The following is a 21,194-nucleotide window of genomic DNA, read 5'->3' on the forward strand; positions in this document are numbered from 1 at the left end:
ATGCCCGAGCCCGCCTCCAGCCGCCGCAAACGCCCCGCCGCCGTGGCCACCACCGGTAGCGAACGCGGCCTGCCGCATGAGTTGATGCAGCAGATCGCCGCGGCCCAGGGCGACCCCGACTTCATGACCTCGCTGGGCCGCGGGCTGGTGGTGCTGAGCGTGTTCGCCCAGCACGCGCGCGAGGTGACGATGTCGCAGATCAGCCTGGAGACCGGCATCTCGCGCGCGGCGGTGCGGCGGGTGCTGCACACCCTGGCCAAGCTGGGCTATGTCGGAGAGCAGGGCCGCGGCTACGTGCTGCTGCCGCGCGTGCTGGGGATCGGCGGCGCCTATGCGGCGTCTTCGTCGATGACCGCGGCGGCGCAGCCGGTGCTGGACGGGCTGCGCGACCAGTTGCACGAATCCTGCTCGCTGGGCGTGCTGGACGGCGACGACCTGCTGTATGTGGCGCGCGCCGAGACGGTGCGCATCATGTCGATCGGGCTGCGCCCGGGCACACGCCTGCCGGCCTACTGCACCTCGATGGGCCGGGTATTGCTGGCCGCCCTGCCCGGCGACACCTTGCAGGCGTACCTGGAACGCACCACGCTGCGCCCGCGCACCGACCGCACCGTGACCCAGGCATCGGCATTGCTGGAGGTGCTGGCACGTACGCGCCGCGAAGGCATGTGCCTGACCGACCAGGAACTGGAAATCGGCCTGCGCTCGATCGCAGTGCCGGTGCGCAACCTGCGCGGCGAGGTGATCGCCGCGCTCAACATCGGCGCCCAGGCCGGGCGCGTGAGCCTGCAGACGATGCAGACGTTGCTAGACCCGTTGAAGCAGGCGGCGCAGCGGCTGGGTGCGTTGTTGAGCTAACGGGCTGCCGGCGCGCTCAGCGCGGCCGGCGCAGGAAGCTGACCACCGCATCCACCCAGGCGGCATGGCTGTCCTCGACATGTGCCACGTGGTCGGCGTGCGGCAGCGTGACCCAGCTGCGGTCTTCGCTGCGCAGGCGTGCGTACAGGTGCGCGTTGTCCGCCTGGGTCGCGATGGGATCGTCGACGCCACGTAGCAGCAATACCGGCAGCGTGGTCACCTGCTCGGGCTGGAAGGCGAACTGCTCCATGGCGCGCCAGTCGGTGCGCACCGGGTCAGCCAACACCGCCTGTGCCACATAGGCCGCACGTACGCCAGGCGGTGCGGCGTTGGCGGTGATGAAATCCTCGCCGGCCGCCGCGGCCGTGGTGCGCGCACGCACTGGCTGGGCGGGCGCCGGGGTGGTGCCGGGGGCTGCGTCGACATCGTCCGGGAAGCCGTACAGCACCAGCGCCGAGAGCGCCTGCGGGTGTTGCTGGCCGATCAGCAGCGCCACCCGCGCGCCATTGGAATAACCGAGCAGCGCCGGCGGCGGCAGCTGCGGGTGCTGACGGGCGACCCAGGCCAGCACTGCACTGACGTCGGCCACTGCGCGCGCGGGCGTGTTCCAGCCGCTGCGATCGCGCGCACTGCCGCCATAGCCGCGCAGATCGACCGCGTAGGCGGCATAGCCGGCCTGCGCCAATGCCGCCAGCACCGAGCGCGCATCGCGCGGTTCGTCGGGAACCTGCAGATCGAAATTGGGCAACGCGCTCCAGGTGCGCCCATGCACCAGCAGGATCGTGCCGCGCGGCTGCACCGGAACGCGCGACCACACTGCCAGCGTCTGGCCATCGTCGCTGCGCACCTGCGCCAGCTCGGTCCCGGGCCCGGGATGCGGTTGGGCCTGCAGCCCGGAGGCGGTGAGCAGCAGCAAAAGCAAACAAGCGGTACGCAGCAGCATCGGCAACCTCGTGGGGAATGTCCTGTGCGAACGGAAGCGGTTGTCCGTCGCCGCATGTCCATCATCCCGTCGTCGCTGGGCGATGTCATCACCGGCCGGTGTGCTCACGGTGCCGCCAGCGCGATCCGGTGCGTTGCGTCTGCATTCTTGCCGCCGCCTGCGCTGCTGGTCGAGCAGGGCGATGCCAGCCGAACCGATCGCCTGGCATCGCCACTTGGCGTGTCCGCGACGCGCGCCTGCTGCAGTCGCGCGTGGCCGTGGCCGTCAGCCTTCGCTTGCCGGCCCTGCGTCGCGGGCCTGCTCTTCGAGGATGGGCATGGCCAGCGCAAAGGCATGGTTGGCGGCCGGCACGCCGCAATAGACCGCGGCCTGCAGCAACACTTCCTTGATCTGCTCGGGGGTGACGCCGTTGTTGCGCGCGGCGCGCACGTGCAGCTTGAATTCCTCGTCGTGGCCCAGTGCGACCATCATCGCCAGGGTCAGCAGCGAACGGGTGTGTGCGGGCAGGCCATCGCGGGTCCAGATGGTGCCCCAGGCGTAGCGGGTGATCAGCGCCTGGAACTCGTCGGTGAACGCGGTGCGTGCAGCCAGCGAGCGCTCGACATGCGCATCGCCCAGGACGCGTCGGCGCTCGCGCAGACCTGCCTGGTAACGCTCGTCTTCGTGCATCGGAGTTCTCCTGCGTGGGAATGGGGAATGGGGAATGGGGAATGGGGATTCGGGAATCGGGAATCGGGACGTTGCACATCACCTGTGGCCGCAGGGTAGGCGCTGACGTGTCCGGTGCATGGGTCGCCGTCGACGTTGCCGACCTGGTGCGGCAGGCACGGGTCAGCTGGGCATAGATGCAAGCTACGACCGGGAATGCCGAGCGTCGCACCTGCTGGATCGGGGTGCCGGCTTCCCGCGTGGGACAACTGTCTGGCTGGGCGTGCCAGGGTCACACCTGGTCGGCCTGCAGAAACCCAAGCACGCTGTCGTTGAAGGCGGCCGGCGATTCGAGGTTGCAGATGTGCCGGCCGGGCACCTGTGCGTAGTGGCCGTGCGGGGCGGCGTAGGCGATCTCGCGCAGATCGGCCGGCGGACAGACTGGATCGTCGTCACCGGCCAGTGCGAGCAACGGCAATTCCAGCGTGTCGAGCGCGCCGCGGAAGTCGGCGTCGGCCACCGCCTGACAGCAGGCGATGTAGCCCTGCGGCGAGGTCGATACGAAGGCGGCCACGATCATGTCCAGGCGCTGCGCATGGCTCAACGCAAACGGCGGGGTGAACCAGCGCTGCAAGGTGGCATCGACCAGCCCCGGCAGGCCTTCGCTGCGCACCTGTTCGATGCGCGCGTTCCAGCTCTGGCTGCTGCCGATCTTCTGCGCGGTGGCGCACACCACCAGCCGGCGCAGGCGCTGCGGCGCATGCAGGCCCAGCCATTGCCCGGTGAGTCCGCCGATCGACAGGCCGCAGAAGTCGCTCTGCGCGATCTGCAAAGCATCCCACAGCGCCAGCACGTCCTGGCCCAGGTCGGCAACCTGATACGGCCCGGGCGGCGTATCCGAATCACCATGGCCGCGGCGGTCGTAGCGCAGGATGCGGTAATGCGGCGCGAACGCGGCGATCTGCACGTCCCACATGTGCAGGTCGGTACCCAGCGAATTGCAGAAAGTCAGCCAGGGACGGCCTTCGGTGCCGTCGAGGCGGTAATGCAGGCGATGCGTGGGCAACTGGAGATAAGCCATCGGAGCACCGTCAGCGGGATGAAGAACCGGCCAGCACGCGATCGATCCAGACCGAGGACATGCCGCGCCAGCTGTCCACATCGAACACCGCCTGCAGTTGCGCCTGTGTGAGTACCGCGCGCACCTGCGCGTCGTCGCCAAGCACCTCGCGCAGATGGCGCTGCTGCGCCTGGGCGCGTGCCACCGCCTGTTCGACCAGCGCATGCGCCTGTGGCTTACCGAGCCGTGGTGCCAACGCAAACACCGCCGCCTCGGCATACAGCGCGCCGCCATGGCTGTGCAGGTGCGTGCGCATGGCGGCGCGATCCAGTTGCAGGTCGGCCAGGCAGGCCTGCATCTGCGCCAGGCTGCCAGCGGTGAGGCAGACGATCTGCGGCAAGGTCTCCCATTCGGCATGCCATTGCCCGGCGGCACGCTCATGCGGCTGCGCCATCGCGCTGAACAAGGTCGCCACCAGCCCGGGCACGCGTGTGGCGGCAGCAACGGCGGCGACGCTGGAGACCGGATTGCGCTTGTGTGGCATCGCCGAGGAGCCGCCCTTGCCGGCCGCGGCCGGCTCGAACACCTCGCCGACTTCCGACTGCATCAGCAGCACCACGTCGCCACCGATCTTGCCCAGGGTGCCGGCCAGCAGGCCGAACGCACAGCCGACTTCGACCAGGCGATCGCGTGCGGTATGCCACGGCAACGCGGGCAACGGCAGCGCCAGCGTGGTTGCAAGTGCCTGGGCGACAGCGAGACCGCGCTCCTGCAACGATGCCAGCGTGCCGGCCGCACCGCCGAACTGCAGCACCAGGCCATCGTGCTGCAGGGCCTGCAGGCGGTAGTGCGCGCGCTGCAGCGCATCCAGCCAACCGGCGACCTTGAGCCCAAGGGTGACCGGCACCGCCTGCTGCAATAAGGTACGACCAGGCAGGCCGGTATTGCGTTCGCGTTCGGCCAGTGCGCCCAGCTCGGCGCACAGGCCTTGCAGACGCGGCAGCAGCAGGTCGAGCGCGGCGCGCAACTGCAGCACGGTGCCGGTGTCGATGACGTCCTGGCTGGTGGCGCCCCAGTGCACCCAGCGCGCGGCCTGCGCATCTTGAGCGGTTACGCGTGCGGTCAGCGCCTTGACCAGCGGAATGGCGGGGTTGCCGGCAAGTGCGGTGGCCTGGGCCAGCGCGGCCAGATCGTAATGCTGCACGTCGCAGGCGGCCGCAATGGCCTGCGCGGCATCGGCGGGAATCACGCCGCATTGCGCCTGCGCACGGGCGAGCGCGGATTCGAATTGCAGCATCGCCTGCACGCGCGCCGCGTCGTCGAACAAGGCGTCGCAGGCAGGCTCGCCAAACAGGGATCCCAACAGGGAAGACGTCGCAGTCATGCAGGGTCTCTGGTGGCGTGCCGGCAGCATGGCACCGATGCGCGGGAGTGCCAACTGGCATGCGCGGTGGTGTATGGCGCAAAAGCAGGTGTGCTTGGCGTGCACGCGCGTTTGCCTGGAGTGGTCATGCGCGCGTCCTGCGTATTTCGCCAATGCAGTGACGCTGCGGATCACGGCGCCGCGCACGGGTCGCGTGCGGATCGCGAGGATTCATCGACAGCATCGCGTCTTGCCACGTGGTTGCTCGCCGCGCTGCATCTGCGCGCAGCGCCTGCACGCAGATGCAGGCGTCGTGCTCACCCGGACACATCGCAGCAGCCAACAGCGCGCTGACGATGCGATCAATAGTGGAAGAACACGGTTTCTGCATCACCCTGCATATGAATGTCCCACACGTAGTCGCTGCCGCCACGCGACTGGGCCAGCAGCGTACCGCGACGTTCTGCCGGCACCAGGGCAAGGATGGGGTCGCTGCCCAGCTGCGGGTCGTCGGCGAAGTACAGCCGCGTCGACACGCCGCGCAACAGGCCGCGCATGAACACCAGCACGGTCAGATGCGCGGCCTGCGGCACGCCGCCGGGGCCAGCGACCCGGCCCGGCTTGATGGTGCTGAAGGAAAAACGCCCCTGCGCGTCGGTCGGCACGCGGCCCCAGCCATCGAAGCCTGGGTCATGCGTTTCGAAGCGGGTATCGGCGGCATGCGCATAGATGCCGGCCGCATCGGCCTGCCACAGTTCCAGCACTGCATCGGCCACCGGGTTGCCGGCGCCATCGAACACGCAACCGCTGACCTGCACGTGCGTGCCCGCGGCCTGCGCAGGCGCGAGTTGCGCGCGATACAACGGCTCCAGCCCGAGCCGGTAATACGGGCCAACGGTTTGCGACGGGGTGGTGTGCAAGCTCATCGATTCACTCCCAGACCGTTTGCTTGCGACCGCGCAACACGATGTCGAAGCGGTAGGCCAGCGCGTATTCGCTCACCGCGTTTTCCCAGTCGAAGCTGGACACCATGCGTTCGCGCGCCTGCGCATCGTCCACGCAGTTGTAGATCGGGTCGTGCGCCAGCAAGGGGTCGCCGGGGAAGTACATCTGGGTGATCAGCCGCTGCCCGATGCCATCGCCATGCAGCGAAAAATGGATATGCGCCGGCCGCCAGGCGTTGTAGTGATTGCGCCACGGATACGCGCCCGGCTTGATGGTCTTGAACGCATAGCGGCCGTGGTCGTCGGTGAGCACCTGGCCGGTGCCACGGAAGTTGGGATCCAGCGGTGCGTCGTGCCGGTCGCCGGCATGTTGATAGCGGCCGGCGGCATTGCATTGCCACACTTCGACCACGCTGTTGCGCACCGGCTTGCCGTTTTCGTCGAGCACGCGGCCGGACACGATGATGCGCTCGCCCAACGGCTCGCCCGCAAAGCCGGCAGTGAGGTCGGCGGCATGCGCGCCCAGGGTGAGCCGATTCAATTGCGGGCCGGTGACTTCCGACAGCGTGGCCGGGATCTCGATCGGCGCACGCGTGGGGCCGCGCAATGCGGTGGATGCGTAGGGCAGATGCAGGTAGGCCGGCTGCGTGCCGATCCGCGGGCGGCGATAGCCGAGCAGCGGATCGATCGACGTGTCAGAGCTGGGGTCGCGCATGCGGGATCTCCATCGGTTGCGCTACGGCAGGATCAAAACGTGGGTGTGCGGTCTTGGCGGCGGCGGTTGCAATCGGCGCACTACACGCGCTCGATTGCCAGCGCCACGCCCTGCCCCACCCCGATGCACATGCTGGCCAGCCCGAGCCGCCCGTCGACCGCCTCCAGTTGCCGCAACAAGGTCAGTGCCAGCCGCGCGCCGCTCATGCCCAGCGGATGGCCCAGCGCGATGGCGCCGCCATTGGCGTTGACGTGCGCGGCATCGTCGGCCAGGCCGAACGCGCGCGTGCAGGCCAGTACCTGCGCGGCAAAGGCTTCGTTGAGTTCGATCGCATCGAACTGCGCGATGCCCAGGCCCAGGCGTGCCAGCAGGCGCTGCGTGGCCGGCACCGGGCCGATGCCCATGTAGGCCGGCTCCACACCCGCCGAGGCGAAGCCGAGCACGCGTGCGCGCGGGGTCAGCCCATGCGCGTGCACGGCCTGCGCGGACGCCAGCAACAAGGCGGCAGCGCCGTCATTGAGACCGGACGCATTGCCGGCCGTCACCGTGCCGGGCTGGCGGAACACCGGCTTGAGCTTGGCCAGCATCTCGGCGGTGGTGTTCGGGCGTGGATGCTCGTCGCGATCGACCGCGGTCGCCTCGTCCCCTTTGCGTGCGGTCACGGGCACCGGGGTGATCTCCCCCTCGAAAAATCCCGCTGCCTGTGCGGCGGCGGCGCGTTGCTGGCTGCGCAACGCAAACGCGTCCTGGTCTTCGCGCGCGATGGCATGGCGCTGTGCCACGTTCTCCGCGGTCTCGCCCATCAGCTCCACGCCATAGGCACCCTGCAGGCGCGGATTGATGAATCGCCAGCCCATGGTGGTGTCTTCCAGCTGTTGCGTGCGCGCGAACGCGCTCTCGGCCTTGCCCATGACCCAGGGCGCGCGGGTCATCGATTCGACCCCGCCGGCGATCGCCAGGCCCAGTTCGCCGGCACGGATGCCGCGCGCCACGGTGCCGACCGCGTCCAGCCCGGAACCGCACAGGCGATTGAGCGTGCTGCCCGGCACCGAACTGGGCAAGCCCGCCAGCAACAGACTCATGCGCGCGACATTGCGATTGTCCTCGCCGGCCTGATTGGCGCAGCCCAGGTACACGTCGTCGATCAGCGCCGGTTCCAGTTGCGGATTGCGTGCCATCAACGCGGCGATCGGGACCGCGCCCAGGTCGTCGGCGCGCACCCCGGCCAGGGCGCCGCCGTAGCGGCCGATCGGCGTGCGGATGCCATCGATCAGATAGACCTCGCTCATGCCTCGGCTCCCGCTGCCTGCTTGCCATGCGCTGCGTCGGTGCGTGCCTGCAGCGCGCGCAGTGCCTGCAATTCCGCAGCGCTGGGTGGGGTGGTCTGCGCCAGATCGGCAGCGAAGCGGATCGGCCAGCCGGTGGCCGCGCTCACCTGCTCGCGGGTGCTGCCGGGATGCAGCGCGGTGACGGTGAGTTCGCGGGTCACGGGATCGGGCTCCATCACGCACAGGTCGGTGACGACCACGCTGGGACCGGCGCCGGGCAGGCCGGCACGCTGCCGCGCATCGCCACCGTCCAGATGCCCGACCGTGGTGACGAAGTCCAGCGCGGGCACGAAGCTGCGTATGGATTGGCGCATGATGATGAACACCTGTTTGGCGCTGGCCGCGATCTCCGGTGCCCCGCCTGCGCCGGGCAGCCGCGTCCTGGGCGCCGCGTACGGGCCGATCACCGTGGTGTTGAGGTTGGCATGGCGATCGATCTGCGCCGCACCCAGGAAGCCCACATCCACGCGGCCGCCCTGCAGCCAGTAGCGGAAGATCTCCGGCGTGGAGACCACAGTGTCGGCGGTATCGGCCAGTTCGCCGTCGCCGATCGACAACGGCAGCACATCCGGGCGCGCGCCGATCGGGCCGGACTCGTAGATCAGGGTGACATCCGGCGCATGCGTCAGCCGCGCCAGGTTGGCGGCGGTGGATGGCAGGCCGATGCCGACGAAGCACACCGCGCCATCGGGCAGGCGCCGCGCCGCCGCCACGGTCATCATCTCGTTGGTGCTGTAGTCGCTCATGCGGCCACCTGCAGCAGCGAGTGCGCGTACACGCGCTGGAACGCTGCGAAATCGTCGGTGTCGAGAATGTGCGTCTGGATCCAGGCCTGGAAGCGTGCGCGGTCGCGCGCGATCGCATCCCAGGCCAGATAGAAGCGGTTGTCGCGGGCGTAATAGCCATGCGCGTACGAGGGCGCGGCGCCACCGGGCACGTGGCAGACCGCATCGACCACCCAGCGCGGCAGGATGCAGGCGTTGGGCGGCGCATCCAGCGTGTCGACGATCTCTTCCACCGTCACGATCACCTTGCGCGCGGCCAATGCAGCCTCTTTCTGCACGCCCAGGATGCCCCACAGCAGCACATTGCCGCGGCGGTCGGCCTGCTGCGCATGGATCACGGTGACATCGGGCTTGACCGCCGGCGTGGCGGCCAGCGTCTCGCCGGTGTACGGGCATTGGAGGAACCTGATGCTGTCGTTGACGCGCGGCAGGTCCGAGCCGACATAGCCGCGCAGCACCGCGAACGGCAGGCCCGAGGCACCGGCTACGTACGCGTTGGCCATGTCGGCATGGCTGTGTTCGCGGATCTGCAGCGGCTGCGGCCAGCCGTGTTCGACCGCATCGCGCAGCCTGTGCAGCGAGCCGACGCCGGGATTGCCACCCCAGGAAAACCGCAATGCCGATGCGCAACCAGCGCCGATCAGCTGGTCGTAGATCAGGTCCGGGGTCATGCGCACCAGGTGCAGGTCGCGCTTGCACTGGCGGATCACCTCATGGCCGGCCGCATGCGGAATCAGATGGGTGAAGCCTTCCATCGCCACGCAATCGCCGTCGGCGATCAGTTGGGACATTGCTTCTGAAAGGGGGACGATCTGGGCCATTGCCTGGGTCCTGCGCAGCGAGCGTGTGGTCACGTTAGGCGTAGCTGCACGGCCCGGTCAATGCGATTATCGGTGCATCAATTCGATAATCGCACAATTTCGCTGCGCGACTGACGCTCCAACATTGTCTCCGGTGTATACATAACTTCGCTTGCAAGCAGACGCCAGCGCTGGCATGGGCGTCAACTGGTTGCCAGCCGGCGCACTACTGCCGATCCGCACCCAGGTTGTATACAAACCCCAGGAGTCACGGTCATGTCCCAGTCCAAGCAGCTGTTTCCCCTCAACGCGTGGTACGCCGTCGCCTGGGACCACGAGATCAAGCACGCACTGACCCCGCGCAAGGTCTGCAACCTGGATGTGGTGGTCTACCGCACCACTGCCGGGGCGGTGATCGCGCTCGAAGATGCGTGCTGGCATCGCCTGGTGCCGCTGTCGATGGGCAAGCTGCGCGGCGACGATGTGGTGTGCGGGTATCACGGGCTGGTCTACAACAGCCAGGGCCGCTGCGTGCACATGCCCTCGCAGGAGACCATCAACCCCTCTGCGTGCGTGCGCAGTTTTCCGGTGGCCGAGAAGCATCGCTATGTGTGGATCTGGCCGGGCGACCCGGCGCAGGCCGACACCCGCCTGATTCCCGACCTGCACTGGGCGCATGACCCGGCCTGGGCCGGCGATGGCCGCACCATCTACGCCAAGTGCGACTACCGGCTGGTGCTGGACAACCTGATGGACCTGACCCACGAGACCTTCGTGCATGGCTCCAGCATCGGCCAGGACGAGATCGCCGAAGCGCCGTTCGAGGTGATGCACGGCGACCGCTCGGTGGTGGTGTCGCGGTGGATGCGCAATATCGACGCGCCACCGTTCTGGGCCAGCCAGATCGCGCGCCACCTGGATTACCGCGGCAAGGTCGACCGCTGGCAGATCATCCGCTTCGAAGCGCCCGGCACCATTGCCATCGATGTCGGCGTGGCCATCGCCGGCACCGGTGCGCCGGAGGGCGACCGCAGCCAGGGCGTCAACGGCTACGTGCTCAATACCATCACGCCGGAAACCGACACCACCTGCCATTACTTCTGGGCGTTCATGCGCAACTACGCGCTGCACGATCAATCGCTGACCACGCTCACCCGTGCAGGCGTCACCGGCGTGTTCGGCGAGGACGAGGCGGTGCTGGAAGCGCAGCAACGCGCCATCGACGCGCATCCGGATCACACCTTCTACAACCTCAACGTCGATGCCGGCGGCATGTGGGCACGCCGTGTGATTGATCGGCTGATCGCCCAGGAACAGCGCGCGCAGGAACTGTCGCTGCGCATGGTGGGCTGACGCAGCGCGCCGGAGATCCGTATGGCACCCACTACGCCGTTTCGCAGCAGTGCCGCGCAGACCACGCGCGCACTGCTGTCGCTACGCGAACTGATCCTCGACGGCACCCTGCCGGCCGGAACGCGCTTGTCCGAGCTGGCGGTGGTACAGCGGCTGGGCATGTCGCGCACGCCCGTGCGCGCCGCGTTGCAGCGGCTGTGCGAAGAAGGCCTGGCCAGCGCACTGCCGGGCGGCGGCTATGCGGTACAGGCCTTCAGCGAACGCGATGTGCACGATGCAATCGAACTGCGCGGCACGCTCGAAGGCCTGGCCGCGCGCATGGCAGCCGAACGCGGGGCGTCCGCCGCGGCGCTGGCCCAGGCACGCCAGTTGCTGGACACGCTCGACGGCATCGTCGGCCCGCCGCTGCAGGCCATCGACTTCAGCGCGTACGTGCAGGGCAATGCGCAGTTCCACGCGCTGCTGGTGGCCATGGCCGGCAGCGATGTGCTGGGCCGCGAACTCACCCGCGTGCTGCAGCTGCCGTTCGCCTCGCCCAACAGCCTGGTCATGGCGCAGACCACCAGCGCCGAGGCGCGGCTGATCCTGACCCTGGCGCAGGACCAGCACCGCGGAGTCCTGGCCGCCATCGAAGACCGTCAGGGCGCGCGTGCCGAAGCGCTGATGCGCGAACACGCACGGCTGGCCCACCGCAATCTGCGCCACGTGCTGCAGACCCCGGCGGCGATCACCAAGGTGCGCGGTGGCACATTGATCGGCCGCGCCCATCCCGCCACTGCCGGCAGCAGCCGGCCCACCCTTCTGCCTGGAGTTCCCAATGCGTAAAGACACCCAGTGGCACCGCGCCCATGTGGTCAGCATCGCCGATGCCTGCGAGGGCGTGCGCGAGATCGTGCTCGACCCGGGCACCGCGGCGCGCGGCTTCGAGGTCGGCAGCCATCTGGATTTTCGCCTCCAGCTGCATGGCCGCGCCGACGTGCGCTCGTACTCGCTGGTGGGCGAGCCGCGTGCCGATGGCTACTACCAGATCGCGGTACGGCAGATGCCCGACAGCCGCGGCGGCTCGCGACATATGTGGACGCTGCAGCCCGGCGATGTGGTGGAGATCTCCCCGCCCAGCAACAACTTCGCGCTGGATGAAGGCGGCGAGGAGATCCTGCTGATCGCCGGCGGGATCGGCATCACCCCGATCATCGGCATGGCGCAGCGGCTGGCGCGCCGCCACCGCGCGTTCCGCCTGCTGTATGCCGGGCGCACGCGCAGTGCGATGGCCTATGTCGACGAACTGGAAACGCTGCTTGGCGAGCGCCTGCAACTGCAATGCGACGACGGCGCCGGCCCGGCGGAGCTTGTCGCCGAGCTGGCGCGGCTGTCGCCCACTGCCGAGGTGTACGTGTGCGGCCCGCTCGGCATGCTTGAGGCGGTGCGCCAGCACTGGCACGCCACCGGGCGTCCGCGCGCGCGGCTGCACTTCGAAACCTTCGGCAACAGCGGGCGGGTGCCGGCGCAGGCATTCGTGGTCAAGCTGCCCGGGCTCGGCCTGGAAGTGCCGGTGGCCGAGAACGAATCGATGCTGGATGCGCTGGCCGACGCCGGGGTGGAGCTGATCGCCGAATGCCGGCGTGGCGAATGCGGGCTGTGCGCGGTCGAGGTGCTGGACAGCGCGGCCGATATCGATCACCGCGACGTGTTCTTCAGCGACGAACAGCGGCGCGAGAACCGCAAGCTGTGCGCCTGCGTCTCGCGCGCGGTGGGTGGCAGCATCAGCATCGATACCGGCTACCGCGGCGAGCTGGGCTGAGAGCGCAGCAAAACTGCTGCGCCAACCATCGGGCAGGCGCGGCCGGCGCTCGCTGCGGCGTGTGCCACTCGCACACTGCGGTTTTTTGCGCACTCCGTCCATGCCCACCTGACGACTGCTCGCTACGGCGTGCACGCAGCCGTGTTTGCATCCTCACGCGCATGCGCGATCATCTGCGCATGGAGTCGACTCACTACAGGACGGTCCCGGCGCCGGCACTCAACCCGCGCCAGGAACAATTGGTGGCATTGGTGCGGCAGCAGGGCTTTGCCGAGGTGGAAGGGCTGGCGACGCGCTTCGAGGTGACGCCGCAGACCATCCGTCGCGATCTGACCCTGCTGTGCGATGCCGGCGTGCTGCGCCGCTACCACGGTGGCGTCAGTATGCCCTCGAGCGTGGAAAACCTGGCCTATACCGCGCGCAAGGCGCTGCAGGCGCGCGAGAAACAGCACATCGCCGCGCAGGTCGCCCGCTTCATTCCCGACGATGCCTCGCTGTTCATCAACCTGGGCACCACCAACGAAGAGGTCGCACGCGCCTTGCTGCAGCACCGCGGCCTGCGCGTGATCACCAACAACCTCAACGTGGCGGTGATGCTCAGCGCCAACCCCAGCTTCGAGGTGATCGTGGCCGGTGGCGTGGTGCGCGGGCGCGACCAGGGCGTGACCGGCGAGGCGACGGTGGAGCTGATCCGGCAGTTCAAGGTGGATTTCGGGGTGATCGGCATTTCCGGCATCGATGTGGATGGCACCCTGCTGGACTTCGACTATCAGGAAGTGCGCGTGGCCCAGGCCATCATCGAGCACTCGCGGCAGGTGTTGCTGGCCGCCGACCACAGCAAGTTCGGTCGCAACGCCATGGTGCGACTGGGCGCGATCGCCCAGGTGCACGACTGGTTCACCGACCGGCCGCCGCCGCAGGAACTGGCCACCGTGCTGGCCGAGGCCGGCACCCGCGTGCACTTGGCCGCGCCTGGCAACGCCGGCTGAGCCGATTGTTCGTTTTTGTGCGTTTGCGGAACGCATACCCCGGTTGAATCACCCGATCGATCGGCCCTGGCGATCGAATTTGAGTTCCCGATAGGCTCAAACATTGCAGCTTCGTCCGCAGCCCGGGCGTTGCAGCTCTTCACGTTCCAAAAAGGTTTGATGTTCGAATATGTTCGAACATGACATCTTGGGTTCGCTCCTGCGCGCCCGGACGGAGGCACCGATGGGCGAGACATACGATCTTCTGGTGATAGGCGGCGGCATCAACGGGGTCGGCATCGCCCGCGATGCGGCCGGACGCGGCCTGTCGGTGTGCCTGTGCGAGCAGGACGACCTGGCCGCGCATACCAGCAGCGCCAGCACCAAGCTCATTCACGGCGGCCTGCGCTACCTGGAGCAGTACGAGTTCGCGCTGGTCGGCAAGGCGCTGGCCGAGCGCGAAGTGCTGCTGCGGCTGGCGCCGCACATCATCTGGCCGCTGCGCTTCCTGCTGCCGCATCAACCGCATCTGCGTCCGGCCTGGATGATCCGCGCCGGCCTGTTCCTGTACGACCATCTCGGCGGCAGCAAGCGCAGCCTGCCGCGCTCGCGCCGGCTGTCGCTGCGCACGCACCCGGTCGGCCAGCCGCTGCAGGAATCGCTGCGCACCGGCTTCGTGTACTCCGATGCCTGGGTGCAGGACGCGCGGCTGGTGGTGCTCAATGCGATGGACGCCGCCAGGCGCGGCGCACAGATCCGCACGCGCACACGCTGCGTCGGTGCCTGGCGCGATGCGGGCTTCTGGTACGCCGAACTGGAAGACCGTGACGGCCGCCGCCGCACCGTGCAGGCGCGTGCGCTGGCCAATGCGGCCGGGCCGTGGGCGGTGTCGTTCCTGGACAAGGTGGCCGCGGTACCGCACAAGCACGCACTGCGGCTGGTCAAGGGCAGCCATATCGTGGTGCCAAAACTGTTCGACCACGACCATGCGTACATCTTTCAGCAACCGGATCGGCGCATCGTGTTCGCCATTCCGTACGAGCACGACTTCACCCTGATCGGCACCACCGACGTGGACTACCAGGCCGACCCCGCCGCACCCAGCATCGATGCGGCCGAGGTGCAGTACCTGTGCGAGGCGGTGAACCTGTATTTCCAGCAGCAGATCACCCCTGCCGACGTGGTGTGGAGCTATAGCGGCGTGCGTCCGCTGCTGGACGACGCCGAGGACAACGCTGCCGAAGTCACCCGCGATTACCAGCTGGAAGTGCTTACCGACGGCGCGCCGTTGCTCAACGTGTTCGGCGGCAAGCTCACCACCTATCGCAAGCTGGCCGAAGAAGCGGTCGACCGCCTGACCCAGGCGCTGGGTGCCCGCAAGCCGGCGTGGACCGCGCGCGGCGATGCATTGCCTGGCGGCGAACAACGCGATATCGCCAGCCTGCTCGAGCGCGTGCGCCACGCATACCCGTGGCTGCCGGCGCCGACTGCGCAGCGGCTGGTACGCAACTACGGCACCTGTGCGGAGCAGCTGCTGGGCCAGGCGCAGGACATCGCCGCCCTGGGCACGCACTTTGGCGCCGATCTCTACCAGGCCGAGGTGGATTACCTGCGTGCCCACGAGTGGGCCGTGACCGCAGACGACATCCTGTGGCGTCGCAGCAAACTCGGCCTGCGTATCGACGCGGCCGGGCGCGAACGCCTGGAAGCGTATCTGCAGACGCACTCGGTCCAGCAGGCGGACGTCGTGCCGGCCTGATCGAACCGCGTTGCCGGCGAGGACGGGTCGTGCGGCAACGTATCCTGGCGCATTCGCCAGCATCATCCTGAGTCATGTGGAGGGCACCCCTGATGAGCATTACCGAACACCCCTGCGCGCCGACGCGCGCATCGCACCACCCTGCCTGCGTCATCGCCATCGGCATGAGGTCGCGCGCATGAGCCGCCAACTCGTGGGTGAGTTGATTTCCGAAGCGGTGGCGATGTTCATCATCATCGCGCTCGGCGACTCGGTCGCGGCGATGTACGTCCTCTACGATCCCAGCCCGTACCAGAACGCCTATTGGGGCGTGTGCATCGCCTGGGGCCTGGCGGTGACGCTGGCGATCTATGTCACCGGCTCGGTGTCCGGCACGCATGCCAATCCGGCGGTGACGCTGGCGCTGGCATTGTTCCGCGGGTTCTCCTGGAAGAAGGTGCTGCCGTACTGGGGCGCGCAGGTGATCGGTGCGTTTCTGGGCGCGGCCATCGTCTACCAGTTGTATGGCCCGGTGATCGACCACTACAACCAGGTGCAGCAGCTCACCCGCGAAGCCGGTGGCGCCGCCGGGGTGTTCTTCACCGCGCCCGGCCTTGCGGTCACGCCGATGCATGCGCTGGTCGACCAGATCATCATCACCGCGTTCCTGATCTTCGGCATCTTCGCCATCACCGAGCAGTTCAACGAAGCTGCGCCGACCGCCAATTCCGGCGCGCTGATGATCGGCCTGCTGGTGGCGACGCTGGGCGCGTCGATGGGCTATCTCGAAGCCTGGGCGATGAATCCGGCGCGCGATTTCGGCCCGCGTCTGTTCGCCTACCTTGCCGGCTGGGGCGAGGCCGCCTTGCCGGCCAAGGACAATTACTGGTGGATACCGATCGTCGGCCCGTTGATCGGCGGCCCGATCGGCGCGCTTGCCTACCAGTGGCTGATCCTGCCGTTCCTGCCGGCACGCGTGCGCCACCTGCAAGGCGGCAAAGCGCCGCTCGATCCGCGCTGACCGCGTTGCTGCACGACTGACAGCACCGCGCCGCCGCCGAGCAGGCCCCGGTTTCCTTGGCCTCTCGAACAGCGGCGCGGACTGCCCACTTTCTCGCCGTGCGCCAGCGCCGGCATTGTTTGAGGAATCTCCGATGGAAAAGCAATACGTCCTTGCGATCGATCAAGGCACCACCAGCTCACGGGCGATGTTGTTCGATCGCAACGGCAAGGTGGCCGGCGTGGCGCAGCGCGAGTTCGGCCAGATCTTTCCGCAGCCGGGCTGGGTGGAACACAACCCGCGCGAGATCATGACCAGCGTCTACACCACGATCACCGAGCTGCTCAACAACGCGCAGATCGATGCGCGCTCGATCGCCGGCATCGGCATCACCAACCAGCGCGAGACCGCGGTGGTGTGGGACAAGGCCACCGGCCAGCCGATCTACAACGCCATCGTGTGGCAATCGCGGCAGACCAAGGACATCTGTACGCAACTCAAGGAGGCCGGGCACGAGCAGATGGTGCGCGACAAGACCGGCCTGCTGATCGATGCGTATTTTTCCGGCACCAAGGTCAAATGGATCCTCGACCATGTCGACGGCGCCCGCGAGCGTGCGCGTAACGGCGAGCTGGCGTTCGGCACCATCGACAGCTGGCTGATCTGGAATCTCACCGGCGGCAAGGTGCACGTCACCGACTACACCAACGCCTCGCGCACCTTGATGTACAACATCCACACGCTGGAATGGGACGCTGAGCTGCTGGCCATGCTCGACGTGCCGAAGGAGATGCTGCCGGAGGTGCGCTCGTCCAGCGAAATCTACGGCATGACCCAGACCCAGTATTTCTATGGCGAGCAGGTGCCGATCGCGGGGATCGCCGGCGACCAGCAGGCGGCGTTGTTCGGCCAGGCCTGCTTCGAACCGGGCATGGCCAAGAACACCTATGGCACCGGTTGCTTTGCGCTGATGAATACCGGCGACAAGGCGGTCGCGTCCAAGGCCGGCTTGTTGACCACGATTGCCTGGGGCATCGACGGCAAGGTCGAATATGCGCTGGAAGGCTCGATCTTCGTCGCAGGGTCGGTGGTGCAATGGCTGCGCGACGGCCTGCGCATGCTCGGCAAGGCCAGCGACTCGCAGGCCTATGCCGAACGCGCCGGCGACAACGACGGGGTCTATCTGGTGCCGGCCTTCGTCGGCCTGGGCGCGCCGTACTGGCGCAGCGATATCCGCGGCGCGGTGTTCGGGCTGACCCGCGGCACCACCAAGGAACATTTCGTGCGCGCGGCGGTGGAATCGATGGCGTACCAGACCCGCGACGTGTTGACCGCGATGCAGGCCGATTCGGGCATCGAACTGAAGGAACTGCGCGCCGACGGCGGCGCAATCGCCAACGATTTCATGGCGCAGTTCCAGAGCGACATGCTCAACGTACCGGTGCTGCGCCCGGAAGTGGCCGAAACCACTGCGCTCGGCGCGGCCTATCTGGCCGGCTTGGCAACCGGGTTCTGGAGCAGCCGCGAAGAGATCGCCAAGCAGTGGGCGGTGGATCGCCGCTTCGAGCCGACCATGCCCGACGACAAGCGCGAACAACTCTATGCCGGCTGGCAGCAGGCGGTGGAGGCGACGATGGGCTTCCGTATCAGCTGACCGCTGCCATCAAGACGACGACGCCCGCCATCAGGCGGGCGTTGTCGTTTTCGTCAACCGCTTGCATGTTTGTTACTTCCTGCATGGATCACGCATTGCAGAGCTGCACGCTGCAGCCCTGCAACGCAGCAGCAATTACTGCCCGCCGGTATTGGCGCGGCCGGCAATGGTGTCCGGATCCCAGTGCTCCTTGATCAGGCCTTTCTCGATGCGGAACATGTCGAACCAGGTGGTGGTGTAGGTCTTGCTCGGATCGCGCGGATCCGGCAGCGTGCGCACCGACACCAGCGTGACCAGGTCACGGTCGGCGGTGATGGCCACCAGCGGCAGCTGCACGCGTTCCTGCACCGGTGTCGGCGGCACGAACGCGGTCAGGAACGCGATGAAGGCATCGCGGCCGTTCGCCACGTTCGGGTTGTGCTGGATGTAGTTCTTGTCCATGTATTTCGGTGCTTCCTGCACCTGCCCGGCTTCGAACACGATGCGCCAGAAGTCGTAGACCAGCCGCTTGTTGACAGTCTCGGGCCAGGTGGAACCGAGCAGCATCTTCTGGTGGTTGGGATTTTCAGTCACTGCGGTTTGCGCGAACGCAGCCACCGGCGCTACCAGCATGACCAGCAGCAAGGCGCGGGAGAACAGCTTATTCATGGAAGACTCCTTATGTGGAGACGGGCGCTACGCTGGCTGGGACGCCAGCACGGTGCGCCGCTGATTGGGGGATGACGCGCCTTGGCATACAGGGGTTTCTACGCGTCGTCGCCAGCCTAACGGCCGCGTCTGCCGGTCCGCTAGCCGCCCCGGAGTGCACCAGGGCACTTCCGGCATTGGTGGTAATCCGAAGGTAACCACTGCAGCCGAATTCTTTCGCGCGCACATGAGACATCTCCGGCAACGGCCATGGCGACGCTCACTCCGGCAGTTCCACCAGTGGCAGGCCGGCATAGTTTTCGGCCACGGTAGCGCGCCCTGCCTCGCTACCCAGCAGATACTCCAGTTCTGCGGCATGAATGCGTGTGGTGAACGCGTCCTGGTCGTCGAAGGTATGCAGCAAGGTGGTCATCCACCATGAAAACCGTTCGGCCTTCCAGACGCGCTGCAGCGCCAGCGCCGAGTACTGTTGCAGCACCTCGGCGTCGCCACGCGCGTTCCAGCGCTCAAGCAATTGCGCAAGCAGACCGACATCGGCCAGTGCCAGATTCAAGCCCTTGGCACCGGTGGGCGGCACGATATGCGCCGCATCGCCAGCCAGGAACAGACGTCCGTACTGCATTGGTTCGGCGACGAAGCTACGCAACGGCGCAATGCTCTTTTCGATCGATGGCCCGGTGACCAATTGCGCAGCCAGCGTCTCGGGCAACCGCGCACGCAACGCATCCCAGAATGCCTGGTCGCTCCATGCCTGTACCTGCGCATCGGCCGGTACCTGCACGTAATAGCGCGAACGCGTCGGCGAGCGCATCGAACACAACGCGAAGCCGCGCGGGTGCTGCGCGTAGATCAACTCGTCGTGCACCGGCGGGGTGTCGGCAAGCACGCCAAGCCACCCGAATGGATACACCCGCTCGAACAGGCGCAGTCGCTCGGGCGGAATGCTGGCGCGGCTGATGCCATGGAAGCCGTCGCAGCCGACGATATAGTCGCAGTCGATGCGCTGACGCCGGCCGTCATGGGTGAACTCCACCGCAGGCGCATCGCCGTCCACCCCGCACAGCGTCACGTCTTGCGCGCTGTAATACGTTGGCGCGGCGCTGCGCGCGCGGGCCTGCATCAGATCGGTAGTGACCTCGGTCTGGCCGTAGACGGTGACACTGCGTCCGCAGCCGCGCAGCAGATCGATGCGCTCCCGCCGGCCATCCAGCGACAGTTCGAAGCCGTGATGCGGCAAGCCTTCGCGCTGCACGCGTGCGCCAACGCCTGCCCGCTGCAGCAGCGCCACGCTGCCCTGTTCCAGCACGCCGGCACGGATACGCCCCAGCACATGCTCCGGGGTCTGCCGCTCGATCACCACGGTATCGATACCGGCCCGCAGCAACAACTCGCCCAGCAACAGGCCGGAGGGGCCAGCGCCGATGATCGCGATCTGGGTTCGCATGCAATGCTCCTGCCTCAGCCGACGGATGCAGGCCAGTGTGGGTAGCCAAGCACATGCTTTGAAGGGATGATTGCGTGCAGTGCTTGGACTTTTCGACGATGCCCACACGCGCGCACGCCACTGCCGCAGCTACTGCGGTTCCCGCCTTCGGCCTGTACGGCGAGCAGCATGCCGACACACCCGAGTTGCTGCACTGGGAGTCGATTGCCGCACGCAGCCGGCTACATGACTGGCACATCGCTCCGCACCGGCACGAGGACCTGGCACAGTTGCTGTACGTGCAACGCGGGCCGGCGACGCTGCAGCTGGATGGCCGCAGCCAGCACGTGCGTGGTGCGCGCGTGATCTGGCTACCGCCACTGTGCGTGCATGGCTTCGGGTTCGATCCGCGGGTGCGCGGCCACATCATCACCTTGTGCATGCCGCTGGTACGCAGCGCCTTGAGTGCTGCACCGCTGTTGCAGGCTGCCCTGACCATCCCGCAGGTCCTGCGCGCACAGCGCGCACGCGGATTACTCGACGTGCTGTTCGCCAGCATTGCCGACGACCATGCCTGCCGACGCGTCGGCCATGAGGCCGCAACGCACGCCGCCGCAGCGCAGTTGTTGATCTGGACCGCCCGCAAGGCGCTGGAACACGCACAGGATGCTGCCGCAGTCAGCCCGTATGCCGACCCCGCATTACGCCATCTCCGCAGCTATCAGGCCCTGATTGACCAACACTACCGCGCGCACTGGCCGATCTCCCGCTATGCCGAGCAATTGGGCCTGACCCCGGGCCATCTCAACGCGTTGTGCCAGCGACTGGCCGGCGCCTCGGCACTGCAATTACTGCAGCGCCGGATCATGCTCGAAGCACGCCGCAGCCTGCGCTACACCAGCCTGAGCGTGCAACAGATCGCCGCCGACCTTGGATTTTTCGACGCTGCGTATTTCAGCCGCTATTTCGTACGTCACGCCGGCTGTTCGCCGACGCGCTTTCGCGCTGGCGATTAAGAGCGGCTGATCTGCTGCGTGGTTGCAGGGCTTTCAACAAAGTAACCAGCAGACTGTCTGGTGCGGTGTCCTCGCCGGTTGCGGGACCGTGTGGCGGCATGGATGCCGCCACCGAGCCCCCAGGGACGGGTTCACGGCGTGTCCCGCAA

General features: G+C 67.5%; 20 protein-coding genes and 1 other RNA gene. 10 read left to right on the top strand and 11 right to left on the bottom strand.

Going from position 1 to position 21,194, the window contains the following annotated elements; all coding sequences use genetic code 11:
• Positions 1 to 858, top strand: a complete 858-nt coding sequence (locus LL972_RS08190) for an IclR family transcriptional regulator domain-containing protein (protein WP_228327161.1) — start codon at positions 1 to 3, stop codon at positions 856 to 858.
• A gap of 16 nt (positions 859 to 874) precedes the next feature.
• On the opposite strand, the gene LL972_RS08195 is transcribed toward LL972_RS08190, so the two are convergent.
• The 9 genes from LL972_RS08195 to LL972_RS08235 form a co-directional block, all read right to left on the bottom strand.
• The gene (locus tag LL972_RS08195; RefSeq protein WP_228327162.1) at positions 875 to 1,801 is read right to left on the bottom strand and encodes an alpha/beta hydrolase; all 927 of its coding nucleotides are present in this window, start codon (positions 1,799 to 1,801) and stop codon (positions 875 to 877) included.
• A 264-nt stretch (positions 1,802 to 2,065) separates the two neighbouring features.
• Complete coding sequence (gene pcaC, locus LL972_RS08200) at positions 2,066 to 2,470, bottom strand: 4-carboxymuconolactone decarboxylase (protein WP_228327163.1); 405 nt, start codon at positions 2,468 to 2,470, stop codon at positions 2,066 to 2,068.
• A 271-nt stretch (positions 2,471 to 2,741) separates the two neighbouring features.
• The gene (pcaD, locus tag LL972_RS08205) at positions 2,742 to 3,530 is read right to left on the bottom strand and encodes a 3-oxoadipate enol-lactonase (protein ID WP_228327164.1); all 789 of its coding nucleotides are present in this window, start codon (positions 3,528 to 3,530) and stop codon (positions 2,742 to 2,744) included.
• 10 nt (positions 3,531 to 3,540) lie between these two features.
• Complete coding sequence (locus tag LL972_RS08210; protein WP_429002130.1) at positions 3,541 to 4,893, bottom strand: 3-carboxy-cis,cis-muconate cycloisomerase; 1,353 nt, start codon at positions 4,891 to 4,893, stop codon at positions 3,541 to 3,543.
• A gap of 341 nt (positions 4,894 to 5,234) precedes the next feature.
• Positions 5,235 to 5,798 carry a protocatechuate 3,4-dioxygenase subunit alpha gene (gene pcaG, locus LL972_RS08215; RefSeq protein WP_228327166.1) on the bottom strand — a complete coding sequence of 188 codons (564 nt, stop codon included), beginning with the start codon at positions 5,796 to 5,798 and terminating at the stop codon, positions 5,235 to 5,237.
• 4 nt (positions 5,799 to 5,802) lie between these two features.
• On the bottom strand, positions 5,803 to 6,531 hold the full coding sequence (pcaH, locus tag LL972_RS08220; protein ID WP_228327167.1) for a protocatechuate 3,4-dioxygenase subunit beta: 729 nt from the start codon (positions 6,529 to 6,531) through the stop codon (positions 5,803 to 5,805).
• Positions 6,532 to 6,611: 80 nt separating this feature from the next.
• Entirely contained in the window at positions 6,612 to 7,820 is a 1,209-nt protein-coding gene (pcaF, locus tag LL972_RS08225; RefSeq protein WP_228327168.1) for a 3-oxoadipyl-CoA thiolase, read from the bottom strand.
• Positions 7,817 to 8,605 carry a CoA-transferase subunit beta gene (locus LL972_RS08230; RefSeq protein WP_228327169.1) on the bottom strand — a complete coding sequence of 263 codons (789 nt, stop codon included), beginning with the start codon at positions 8,603 to 8,605 and terminating at the stop codon, positions 7,817 to 7,819. The genes pcaF and LL972_RS08230 overlap by 4 nt, the downstream gene beginning before the upstream one ends.
• Positions 8,602 to 9,465 carry a CoA transferase subunit A gene (locus LL972_RS08235; protein WP_228327170.1) on the bottom strand — a complete coding sequence of 288 codons (864 nt, stop codon included), beginning with the start codon at positions 9,463 to 9,465 and terminating at the stop codon, positions 8,602 to 8,604. Before LL972_RS08235 ends, LL972_RS08230 begins: the two co-directional genes overlap by 4 nt.
• 255 nt (positions 9,466 to 9,720) lie before the next feature.
• Between LL972_RS08235 and LL972_RS08240 the strand changes: the two genes are divergently transcribed.
• From LL972_RS08240 to glpK, 8 genes are all read left to right on the top strand, one after another.
• On the top strand, positions 9,721 to 10,797 hold the full coding sequence (locus tag LL972_RS08240) for an aromatic ring-hydroxylating dioxygenase subunit alpha (protein WP_016904721.1): 1,077 nt from the start codon (positions 9,721 to 9,723) through the stop codon (positions 10,795 to 10,797).
• Positions 10,798 to 10,818: 21 nt separating this feature from the next.
• Positions 10,819 to 11,622 (top strand): GntR family transcriptional regulator, encoded by an 804-nt coding sequence (locus LL972_RS08245; RefSeq protein WP_228327171.1) that lies wholly within the window; start codon positions 10,819 to 10,821, stop codon positions 11,620 to 11,622.
• Positions 11,615 to 12,598, top strand: coding sequence for a PDR/VanB family oxidoreductase (locus LL972_RS08250; RefSeq protein WP_228327172.1), 984 nt, complete (start codon positions 11,615 to 11,617; stop codon positions 12,596 to 12,598). The genes LL972_RS08245 and LL972_RS08250 overlap by 8 nt, the downstream gene beginning before the upstream one ends.
• A 59-nt stretch (positions 12,599 to 12,657) precedes the next feature.
• A non-coding RNA gene (locus LL972_RS08255) (sX9 sRNA) lies at positions 12,658 to 12,748 on the top strand.
• 11 nt (positions 12,749 to 12,759) lie between these two features.
• Positions 12,760 to 13,587, top strand: coding sequence for a DeoR/GlpR family DNA-binding transcription regulator (locus LL972_RS08260; protein ID WP_228327173.1), 828 nt, complete (start codon positions 12,760 to 12,762; stop codon positions 13,585 to 13,587).
• 223 nt (positions 13,588 to 13,810) lie between these two features.
• A complete protein-coding gene (gene glpD / locus LL972_RS08265) occupies positions 13,811 to 15,325 on the top strand; it encodes a glycerol-3-phosphate dehydrogenase (protein WP_228327174.1) in 1,515 nt (504 codons plus the stop codon).
• 178 nt (positions 15,326 to 15,503) lie between these two features.
• Positions 15,504 to 16,325 (top strand): MIP/aquaporin family protein, encoded by an 822-nt coding sequence (locus LL972_RS08270; RefSeq protein WP_104650579.1) that lies wholly within the window; start codon positions 15,504 to 15,506, stop codon positions 16,323 to 16,325.
• A gap of 133 nt (positions 16,326 to 16,458) precedes the next feature.
• A complete protein-coding gene (gene glpK / locus LL972_RS08275) occupies positions 16,459 to 17,958 on the top strand; it encodes a glycerol kinase GlpK (protein WP_047126261.1) in 1,500 nt (499 codons plus the stop codon).
• Between the two features lie 135 nt (positions 17,959 to 18,093).
• On the opposite strand, the gene LL972_RS08280 is transcribed toward glpK, so the two are convergent.
• Both LL972_RS08280 and pobA read right to left on the bottom strand, forming a co-directional pair.
• Positions 18,094 to 18,606 (bottom strand): nuclear transport factor 2 family protein, encoded by a 513-nt coding sequence (locus LL972_RS08280; RefSeq protein ID WP_104583857.1) that lies wholly within the window; start codon positions 18,604 to 18,606, stop codon positions 18,094 to 18,096.
• 259 nt (positions 18,607 to 18,865) lie between these two features.
• Positions 18,866 to 20,050, bottom strand: a complete 1,185-nt coding sequence (pobA, locus tag LL972_RS08285; protein WP_228327175.1) for a 4-hydroxybenzoate 3-monooxygenase — start codon at positions 20,048 to 20,050, stop codon at positions 18,866 to 18,868.
• Between the two features lie 98 nt (positions 20,051 to 20,148).
• On the opposite strand from pobA, the gene LL972_RS08290 reads away from it, so the two are divergent.
• Positions 20,149 to 21,045 carry a helix-turn-helix domain-containing protein gene (locus tag LL972_RS08290; RefSeq protein ID WP_228327176.1) on the top strand — a complete coding sequence of 299 codons (897 nt, stop codon included), beginning with the start codon at positions 20,149 to 20,151 and terminating at the stop codon, positions 21,043 to 21,045.
• Positions 21,046 to 21,194: the final 149 nt, after the last annotated feature.

The sequence above is a fragment of the Xanthomonas campestris pv. asclepiadis genome (genome assembly GCF_020784175.1).
Lineage (GTDB): Bacteria > Pseudomonadota > Gammaproteobacteria > Xanthomonadales > Xanthomonadaceae > Xanthomonas > Xanthomonas campestris_D.

Bases quoted from the DNA above. Each gene is read 5' to 3' on its own strand.
- LL972_RS08190 (WP_228327161.1), top strand. From the start codon at position 1: ATGCCCGAGCCCGCCTCCAGCCGCCGCAAACGCCCCGCCGCCGTGGCC.
- LL972_RS08195 (WP_228327162.1), bottom strand. From the start codon at position 1,801: ATGCTGCTGCGTACCGCTTGTTTGCTTTTGCTGCTGCTCACCGCCTCC.
- pcaC (WP_228327163.1), bottom strand. From the start codon at position 2,470: ATGCACGAAGACGAGCGTTACCAGGCAGGTCTGCGCGAGCGCCGACGC.
- pcaD (WP_228327164.1), bottom strand. From the start codon at position 3,530: ATGGCTTATCTCCAGTTGCCCACGCATCGCCTGCATTACCGCCTCGAC.
- LL972_RS08210 (WP_429002130.1), bottom strand. From the start codon at position 4,893: ATGACTGCGACGTCTTCCCTGTTGGGATCCCTGTTTGGCGAGCCTGCC.
- pcaG (WP_228327166.1), bottom strand. From the start codon at position 5,798: ATGAGCTTGCACACCACCCCGTCGCAAACCGTTGGCCCGTATTACCGG.
- pcaH (WP_228327167.1), bottom strand. From the start codon at position 6,531: ATGCGCGACCCCAGCTCTGACACGTCGATCGATCCGCTGCTCGGCTAT.
- pcaF (WP_228327168.1), bottom strand. From the start codon at position 7,820: ATGAGCGAGGTCTATCTGATCGATGGCATCCGCACGCCGATCGGCCGC.
- LL972_RS08230 (WP_228327169.1), bottom strand. From the start codon at position 8,605: ATGAGCGACTACAGCACCAACGAGATGATGACCGTGGCGGCGGCGCGG.
- LL972_RS08235 (WP_228327170.1), bottom strand. From the start codon at position 9,465: ATGGCCCAGATCGTCCCCCTTTCAGAAGCAATGTCCCAACTGATCGCC.
- LL972_RS08240 (WP_016904721.1), top strand. From the start codon at position 9,721: ATGTCCCAGTCCAAGCAGCTGTTTCCCCTCAACGCGTGGTACGCCGTC.
- LL972_RS08245 (WP_228327171.1), top strand. From the start codon at position 10,819: ATGGCACCCACTACGCCGTTTCGCAGCAGTGCCGCGCAGACCACGCGC.
- LL972_RS08250 (WP_228327172.1), top strand. From the start codon at position 11,615: ATGCGTAAAGACACCCAGTGGCACCGCGCCCATGTGGTCAGCATCGCC.
- LL972_RS08260 (WP_228327173.1), top strand. From the start codon at position 12,760: ATGCGCGATCATCTGCGCATGGAGTCGACTCACTACAGGACGGTCCCG.
- glpD (WP_228327174.1), top strand. From the start codon at position 13,811: ATGGGCGAGACATACGATCTTCTGGTGATAGGCGGCGGCATCAACGGG.
- LL972_RS08270 (WP_104650579.1), top strand. From the start codon at position 15,504: ATGAGCCGCCAACTCGTGGGTGAGTTGATTTCCGAAGCGGTGGCGATG.
- glpK (WP_047126261.1), top strand. From the start codon at position 16,459: ATGGAAAAGCAATACGTCCTTGCGATCGATCAAGGCACCACCAGCTCA.
- LL972_RS08280 (WP_104583857.1), bottom strand. From the start codon at position 18,606: ATGAATAAGCTGTTCTCCCGCGCCTTGCTGCTGGTCATGCTGGTAGCG.
- pobA (WP_228327175.1), bottom strand. From the start codon at position 20,050: ATGCGAACCCAGATCGCGATCATCGGCGCTGGCCCCTCCGGCCTGTTG.
- LL972_RS08290 (WP_228327176.1), top strand. From the start codon at position 20,149: ATGCCCACACGCGCGCACGCCACTGCCGCAGCTACTGCGGTTCCCGCC.